Origin of the sequence: Saccharicrinis fermentans DSM 9555 = JCM 21142 (genome assembly GCF_000517085.1) — a bacterium.
Lineage (GTDB): Bacteria > Bacteroidota > Bacteroidia > Bacteroidales > Marinilabiliaceae > Saccharicrinis > Saccharicrinis fermentans.
Genome location: NZ_KI912107.1, coordinates 819 through 8,324 on the forward strand (window position 1 = coordinate 819; position 7,506 = coordinate 8,324).

14 protein-coding genes are annotated in these 7,506 nt (G+C 36.5%); 3 read left to right on the top strand and 11 right to left on the bottom strand.

Annotation, left to right across the window (positions count from 1 at the left end; translation table 11 throughout):
- The 3 genes from CYTFE_RS0100070 to CYTFE_RS0100080 form a co-directional block, all read left to right on the top strand.
- A partial coding sequence (locus CYTFE_RS0100070; RefSeq protein ID WP_027470137.1) for a phage tail tape measure protein occupies positions 1-1,386 on the top strand: 1,386 nt, incomplete at its 5' end.
- A 1-nt stretch (position 1,387) separates the two neighbouring features.
- The gene (locus CYTFE_RS28165) at positions 1,388-1,894 is read left to right on the top strand and encodes a phage virion morphogenesis protein (RefSeq protein WP_052342887.1); all 507 of its coding nucleotides are present in this window, start codon (positions 1,388-1,390) and stop codon (positions 1,892-1,894) included.
- Positions 1,887-2,438 (top strand): hypothetical protein, encoded by a 552-nt coding sequence (locus CYTFE_RS0100080; RefSeq protein WP_027470138.1) that lies wholly within the window; start codon positions 1,887-1,889, stop codon positions 2,436-2,438. Before CYTFE_RS28165 ends, CYTFE_RS0100080 begins: the two co-directional genes overlap by 8 nt.
- Before the next feature lie 58 nt (positions 2,439-2,496).
- On the opposite strand, the gene CYTFE_RS0100085 is transcribed toward CYTFE_RS0100080, so the two are convergent.
- The 11 genes from CYTFE_RS0100085 to CYTFE_RS0100140 form a co-directional block, all read right to left on the bottom strand.
- Positions 2,497-2,964, bottom strand: coding sequence for an SHOCT domain-containing protein (locus tag CYTFE_RS0100085; RefSeq protein WP_044262444.1), 468 nt, complete (start codon positions 2,962-2,964; stop codon positions 2,497-2,499).
- Between the two features lie 16 nt (positions 2,965-2,980).
- The gene (locus CYTFE_RS0100090; protein WP_027470140.1) at positions 2,981-3,205 is read right to left on the bottom strand and encodes a hypothetical protein; all 225 of its coding nucleotides are present in this window, start codon (positions 3,203-3,205) and stop codon (positions 2,981-2,983) included.
- A 131-nt stretch (positions 3,206-3,336) separates the two neighbouring features.
- On the bottom strand, positions 3,337-3,735 hold the full coding sequence (locus tag CYTFE_RS0100095) for a hypothetical protein (RefSeq protein ID WP_027470141.1): 399 nt from the start codon (positions 3,733-3,735) through the stop codon (positions 3,337-3,339).
- Positions 3,732-4,409 carry a coiled-coil domain-containing protein gene (locus CYTFE_RS0100100; protein WP_027470142.1) on the bottom strand — a complete coding sequence of 226 codons (678 nt, stop codon included), beginning with the start codon at positions 4,407-4,409 and terminating at the stop codon, positions 3,732-3,734. Before CYTFE_RS0100100 ends, CYTFE_RS0100095 begins: the two co-directional genes overlap by 4 nt.
- Positions 4,406-4,912, bottom strand: coding sequence for a hypothetical protein (locus CYTFE_RS0100105; RefSeq protein ID WP_044214628.1), 507 nt, complete (start codon positions 4,910-4,912; stop codon positions 4,406-4,408). Before CYTFE_RS0100105 ends, CYTFE_RS0100100 begins: the two co-directional genes overlap by 4 nt.
- A complete protein-coding gene (locus tag CYTFE_RS0100110) occupies positions 4,845-5,369 on the bottom strand; it encodes a hypothetical protein (protein WP_027470144.1) in 525 nt (174 codons plus the stop codon). The genes CYTFE_RS0100105 and CYTFE_RS0100110 overlap by 68 nt, the downstream gene beginning before the upstream one ends.
- A 206-nt stretch (positions 5,370-5,575) precedes the next feature.
- The gene (locus CYTFE_RS0100120) at positions 5,576-5,776 is read right to left on the bottom strand and encodes a hypothetical protein (RefSeq protein WP_027470145.1); all 201 of its coding nucleotides are present in this window, start codon (positions 5,774-5,776) and stop codon (positions 5,576-5,578) included.
- Complete coding sequence (locus CYTFE_RS29740) at positions 5,777-5,941, bottom strand: hypothetical protein (RefSeq protein WP_154665594.1); 165 nt, start codon at positions 5,939-5,941, stop codon at positions 5,777-5,779.
- Between the two features lie 2 nt (positions 5,942-5,943).
- Complete coding sequence (locus tag CYTFE_RS0100130; protein ID WP_027470146.1) at positions 5,944-6,426, bottom strand: DUF4494 domain-containing protein; 483 nt, start codon at positions 6,424-6,426, stop codon at positions 5,944-5,946.
- A gap of 152 nt (positions 6,427-6,578) precedes the next feature.
- Positions 6,579-6,791: a hypothetical protein gene (locus CYTFE_RS0100135; protein WP_027470147.1), complete on the bottom strand. Its 213-nt coding sequence runs from the start codon at positions 6,789-6,791 to the stop codon at positions 6,579-6,581.
- 108 nt (positions 6,792-6,899) lie between these two features.
- The gene (locus CYTFE_RS0100140) at positions 6,900-7,265 is read right to left on the bottom strand and encodes a hypothetical protein (RefSeq protein WP_027470148.1); all 366 of its coding nucleotides are present in this window, start codon (positions 7,263-7,265) and stop codon (positions 6,900-6,902) included.
- Between the last annotated feature and the right edge of the window lie 241 nt (positions 7,266-7,506).

Here is a 7,506-nt window from a genome sequence, read left to right on the forward strand (position 1 = left end):
TTTGGGGTTGGAGTAGATGGTATTGATAATTTATTAACCGCTAACGCAAAAACAATACAGTTAGGAATTACTACCTATGACGAACTAGCGCGAGTCCAAACAGAATTTGCAGGAGCAGCGGCTGGAGCTGGACAAAATGTAGATACTGCGAACAAGATGTTTTCAGTGTTTACTGCTATTGCCAAGGATAGTGTTACTGCAGCTACAATGACAAAAAGCGCCTTTGAAGGCTTTACTCAGGCTGGTACCGTTAAAGGGTTAAAAGGTATTGGCATTGAAATGTACGACGTAAACGGAAATATGCGGGATATGACCAGCATTTTAAAAGATGTTTCAACACAGTTTAAAGGAATGACATCAAAACAGATTGATGAAACAATTGCTAAAATTGGCGGTCCAGAGGGGTTACGTAATTTATTGATTAAATTAAAGACTGACGCCAACGGACTATTAGATACATTTGAAAAATACGACAAGGTTCAGTTTGATTGGTCTAAGGCTATCAAAAACGCCAAAGGTGATTTCCGAACTATATCAGCGATGGCAAAAAACAGGCTAGGGGTTGTTATGGCCGAAATTGGTGAGAAATTTTTACCATTATGGGTTATGGCATTAGAGAAAGTAAATAATGTACTAGACTTTGTTTTTAAAAATTTTGATACCATTTGGGCTGTAGTTAAAAACGTAGGTATTGCTTTAGGAGTTGCAAAGTTGGCTATGATTGCTTTTAATGTAATTACAGCTGCTAATCCGATTGGTGCAATTATAACAGCCTTTGTTCTACTTATTACTTATATAACTATAGCTTATAAAAAGTTCGATCAGTTTGGATCATTGATGATTGCGGCTTTAGGACCTCTTGGGATAATGGTTAATATTTTTCTCAATATAAAAAAGCATTGGGAGTCTATTACAAAATCTTTTGAGGAAGGCGGTTTCTTAGCTGGAATAAAAAGGATGGGATTAGTATTAGTTGATGCTTTGGTTATGCCTATACAGCAAGCTTTGAACTTGATTGGCAAGATACCAGGCATGGAGTTTGCGAAGCGTTGGGCAGGCAGTGTAGACAAGCTAAGGACGGAAATACTAGGTATTAATACAATTAAATTACTACATAATTCCCAAGATGAGCCAGAAGATGAACAGGACGAAAAAGGGTTAAACACTGGTGATAATTCATTTGGCAACAACGATATTGATTCAATTAACCGCATAACCGGTAGTGCCAAACAGGTTAAAAACATTACTGTCAACATTGATGCATTTAACAAAGGTGGTATTAACACGGCCAATACAACGCTAAATAAAATGCAACCAGAAGAACTAGAGCAATGGATGACAAATATGTTTTTACGAGTTGTACGAAATGTGGAAACAAGCTATTAGGATGCAAGAAACAAGAAGCTATATTTTAACCCTTGACAGGGTTAGCAAGGCGGTAAACAAACTACCTGCACGGGCAGCTACTGAGGCGGTAAACTTTAGTAAGGAAAGATTTCGTGCGCAAAACTGGATTGATAACTCTACGCAGCCATGGGAAAAGCGCAAGGTGGTTAAAAATGAAAGCAACCGAAAATCGGGGCGGGCTACGCTGGTTGATACAGGACGTTTAAGGCGAAGCATTCGAAAAGTTCGCGTAAGCAAAACCAGCGCCATTATTGGTACAGATGTTCCTTATGCGGAAGCGCATAACGATGGTTATAGAGGCAGGGTGAAACAACGAGTTAGAGCGCATACTAGAACTACAATACATGGCAAAGTAAATGTAAAAACACATAGCCGCGTTATAAATTTGAACCTTCCACGGCGTAGGTTTATTGGTAATTCAGCACAGTTAGAAAAGCAAATAACACGAATGATGACTTTAGAGATTAGGAGGGCAATCAATGTATAAACTTTATAAAAAAATCGCACAAGCATTCACTGATAAAAAACAGATGTTTATCGATAGGGGCTTAATGCCGGTAAGGCAATGTGATATATATATGGGACAGCCAGATGACCCCGAAAGCTTTGAATTGTTTTTTCCTGCCGTATTTGTAGACTGGGCAATTACACCTGGAGGACCAGGGGAGGAAGATTTAATTGTAATTGATTTTCACATTGTTGAGGAACCGGGTACACACTCAGAAAATTTTAGTAACCGCTTAAATGAAAGTCTTAATTATATAAAACGAATAAAAGCGGTTAAGTACTTAATGAATAGGTTACGGGCGTCAAATTCTACGCCACTTACTTACAATGGAGAACGCCCCCGTACAACGCCTTTTTTCAAGTATCACATTGTTAGCTATAAGTGTTACATAGATGCCGACACTGAAAGTATTTGGCGATCCGAAATGGATGATACAATTCCGAATGACGTAGGAGTTGTAAATCGTAATTTAAAAGAAACCGAAACAAAGCCTATTCCATCACCCATCATCGATACTTATTAGACATAAAAAAAAGCCCTGCAATCGCAAAATTGCAGGGCTTTTTTTACATTTCCCTTTTTTATATCCCTAACAGTTGCTTCTTTTTTGTATTAAACTCATCCTCAGTAATGTAACCTTTTTCTTTAAGTGTTGCTAGTTTTTCGATTTCATCTAACTCAGATGTTTGATTTACTATTGTCGTTGCTTGCTCTTTGCTTTTTCTCATTAAATCCTCAATCATTGACTTTGCATGGATGAACAAAGTATTTTGTGACTTCTTTATTATTATTGAATTTTCGTCTTTTCTAGCAGCCTCTAGGCCTCCTTTTGATTCTGCACTGCCATTAAAAGAAAACTGTATAAATCCATGAAATAGAGTGGATGCTTTTTTCAACTGTACTCCAGTGATGTTTTCAATGTAAATATCTTTATCACCACTCATGCCATGTTGCGAAAAAGCAACCAAACCTTTTCTTGATATGGTTAATTTATTATAATAAACAGTTAACTGTCCGTTTTGACCCTTGATCGTTAATAATGGTTTCATAGTTCAATAATTTTATTTAAAACAGTTGCATTTGCATACGTTTAGCTTCTGTTAATTGTTTCAGTTCTCTTTTTGCGTTTGCCCCAAGATAGCTGTAGAATGTTTTACGACTTATGTGATAATGAGGTTTAATCACATGCCTAAACACCCACTCTTGTGTAACGCCTTTTTGAGTATGCTCTAAAGTTTTGTTTTGAACATCAATCATTCGTCTTAATAGATTCTCCCTTGTATAAGCCATCTGCACAAATCGTTTTAAGTCCTATACAAAAATAGTTTAATTTAATTAAAGTAAAAACTATTGAATTTTAACAAACCACAACAGTCAATAAGCGCCATTTTAAACGGCGCTTATTTTGATGTTGTGGTTTATTAATATCTTTTATCTGTCCAATGAATAAGTTTAGGGGAATAACATGAATCCTCTCTTTTATCTACCATATCATAGAAATAGTCCTCAAATGCTTCCCATGAAACAAAACCCTCGTTTATAGCAAACTCGTTTCGTTCTGACCATCCAAACAATTCCTTTGATGCAATACTTATATCCAATCGACCTTGGTATGTACTCATAAAAACGTGTTGTTTACTGATTACATTTGAAGGTTTTATAATATCAATCATGGGAGAACGATAACCTTTGCCCGACCATGCCTTATAGTGTATTAACTTGCCTTGATGCCAACGGTTATGTATATCCTCTCGTAGTGTGTGAATTTTAATACCTTTTTGAATAGGTTCTATAAATTGCTTTTCAAATAATAATATCATGCGGCTTCTTTTTTATCGTGTTTCTCTAAAAATGCTAACTCCTCCGGGGTGGCATTTTTCTTTCGTTTCTTTATTCGGCTCACTTCCGCTTTAATAAAAACAGTTTCCATTTTATCAATATCACTTTGTTTCTGCTTAAGCTCAGATTTTAATTGATCAATCTCTGTTTTATGTGATTGAATCTGTTTTTGATCTGAGCTTGTTTGAGCTTCAAGTGAGTTAAACTCTTTTTTAACTGAGTCGTATTTCAAACCGAGTGAGTTTAATCTTTCCTGCAGCTCATTTGCTTTTACATTGGTGTCACTTTTAAAACTCTTAAACTCAATTAAGCCTAAGCTAAATGTGATAATGCCCGTGAACGAAGCCATAAAAAAGGTAAGGGCTAAACGGATTGGGTTATCTAATAAAGTATCGTAATGAGTTAAATTAAGCCCTAAGAACATGAGCCCGGTATCAAATACCGGGAATAAGTATTTAGGCCATTTAACAACGCTGTTCATCATTACCAGTATAGTCACAACACTAAAGGCAATAGAACCAATAACAGCAAAAGCCTGATCTAACGCTTCAGTAGCGTTATTAAGGTATATGAGGCTTTTGGCGTTTATATAGCTCAACTCTATTATTAAAAAGAGTAAAGCTACAGATATGAGGATTCTGTTTATTGTTTTCATTTTTGGTGAGATGCTTTGATAAGGTTAATAATACTTTGTGTAGACTTACCTGCAGTTCTTGTTTCCTTTATGCTTAGATGATTACTGTAGTTATTGTCATCAATTATTTTTAATCGCTCATGGTCGTAATTGTCAAATGCAGTAAGCACTACATTAATAGTAAACTTAAACACCTTTGTACGCTTTAGGCGATTCAGCACTAACATACATTCTTCAAGGCTTAAATAATAGTAATAGGTAAGTATTTCTGTAGACAAATCTAAGGCCTGTTCTTTGTTCATTGGATCGCCAAAAGATAACGAGGCATCTATTAAAAGAATTGCCAGGGCTTCCGAGAGTTTTTTTTCGCCGGCTTCTTTTTTGAGCTTGGCCATGCTTGGAAAGTTACCCCCGATAACTTTTTCGGGGGTAAGCTTAACAAATGCCTTAACCAGCTCACGATTTGAAGCCCCTCCTGAGATCATCTGCAGCACTTCTTTGCGCTGCGCTGGTTTGTTTTCCATTTTTTACAAGGTTTAAAATAGTGTTCAAATTAGCATTCACAAAGTTGAGCTGCATTTTGTGTCGATAAAAAGGATCCAATGTATTCCATCGCTGTAGTATTTGTTTCCAAATAACTATAGCATCGTTAGTAACACCTGCAATGGAGGTTAAATGTTTACCTATTTCTTTCAAGGCCTTACCATCAGCAGGAGTAAACATATAGCTTAGCCCTTCTGTTTGTTTAGTGTAAAATGCTAACCACTCTTTTTGGGCTGGAGCAAAAAAAGGATCCTTTACAGGCTCATACTTTTTCCAATACTCTAACTCTATATCACGCTCCAGCTCTGCAAATACATGCCCTGCTCGTGAAGCGTCTGCTAAAAAACCTTTTTTAGCTATTACCTTTTTAAGCTTTCCGCTTTTACTATATGTTGTAATAACAGTACCCTTGTCATGTTCTAATATATAATCAGTCATAATGTTAGCGTAAAGGTTTTATACAATCCATATATTAACAAAAAAACCATAATAAGCACTAGAGCTATTTGTCCAAGCACTTGCCAGTCGGGTTGTTTCATTTGTAATTTCATTTTTCGTTTTTTACAGGGGTTTTACAATACGGACAAACACTGTTTATCCTTTTATCGAACTCAGCACCGCATTTTACACACTCGTACCATATTTCATGGTTGTTTAATCTCTCTCTCATCATTCTTTAAATTACTTTTATACCACGTTTTAAACTCGTTTAAATGTTCTTTGAAGTATAGACAGCCTTTACAACTACCTATTGTACATTTATGCGCAAACTCACAATATTTTTCCTGTAGTTCCTCCCAATCAATCGATGTGGGAGGAACATTTAAGCCGTTGAATACTTCCATTTAACAAGATGCTTTTAATTCTTCAATATCATCGGTTATCATTTTTGCCAACTCTTCAGGGTCGTCATCAAAATAAATCAAGTCCTGTCCATGGCCAGAATGTTTATATGCTTCAAATTGATCGGCATCTTCATTGTATGTTATTTGGATATAAGTATCTTCCATGACTAATCCTCCTTAAAAGCTTTAGATTTACCGTCCAATTCTTCAGTTGCCTCCTCTAAATTATATGGGAATACATCAAGTATATTACTTTCAACAACCGAGTGTATTGTATAATCAACTGTCCTACCTTTCATACTCTCCTCAATACGCTCGTAAGCTTCTTTTACATTATCGGCCATTACTAGCATCCAATTAGCCACCTTCTTTTCTTTTTCGCCATCGTCATCAAGGCTAACGAAAACTACTTTGCATTTGTACCAAAATTGCCCATCATCGTAAAAAAACAATTCTGAATAATTGACCGGCTTAATCCCTTTAACCGAAAATTCGCCGCTAATGTATTTCTGCATTTCTTCGTGGATGCGTTTTTCAGCTTCGGTGTAGCTAACTGCATCAATTAAATATGGAGCATTTACTTTTATGCTCTTACCTGTATGTTCGTCAATCTTTTCGTAACGAACTTTGCACTCAAACCAAGTATTCATTGTAATTTTGTTTTAAAGGTTATTCTAATCTTTTATCCCACGGCTCCATTTTGCGATGTTTGTCCGTGGTATTATCACAGTGCTGATTAGTGTCGCGGTTGTCGTAGTAGAGCACAGCAACCGCGCACGCAGCCAATATTAATAGTCCCATGTTAAAAGCCGCTTAAATCAACGTTAGTACCATCTGGGAATTCACAAGCCGAAATAGAAAGAGGAACGCCCGTTTTTTCGTTTGTTTTTCCTTTTGTAGAAGCTTCAACAAACCAAGCCGAACGTTGCGGCTTATGGGCAGACAAAATGATATTAATACCCTCAGAAAAAATAGGATTGTTGATCTCACGCTCTTTGTTTTTTAGCTGTATCATACGCTTCGCCTGTAGATTACCCTTAGAATCTTTTTTTTTAGTAGATCCCCAATGATAGATACCAGCTTTGCCGTTTCTTCATTTGTACTAAGAGAACGTAAATACTCTTTAATCTTCGCAGCCCCGGCATGTGTCTGTATCATCCCAGCCGTGGACTGGTGGAAAGCTTATTTCGATTGTTTGTCCAAGCTCATTGCTAAAAGAGTGACTCTTGTGTGAGTCCCGATAGCGGTATAGCTCTCCTTTAAGTCGTAAGAGCGTGGAAAAATCATGATAAACGTCAGCCTTTGCACGTGATATTAGACTAGTCAGGTTTTCCATTTTCTTCGCTGTTTCAGTCACCAATTTGTTTTTGGTTTCTTTGTACAACTCCAGTTCGCGTTCGCGAGCTTCCATTTTTTTAGCCTCCTCTTCTTTGAGCTGTTTAAACAGCTCCTCCTTTTCATGCTGGCTCATTTTTGACACGTCAATCATCTGTTTTTGTTTTTATTTGTTATTATTAACAACTTCTGTAATGTTGTAGGTTAACTTTTTTGATGCAAAAGAATTAGAAAGCCAATTCTTATACACCTCTTGTTTAAGCATTAGCATGCTTCTCTTTTTATAAGCTGAATTGCTTTCCCAATCGTTTCGTCTTTAATACGTTTGTTAATCTCGCTAATCGCAAGATTAACGCTACAAAGCTTTTGTTCTACCTTCTGTTTATCAGTCATAT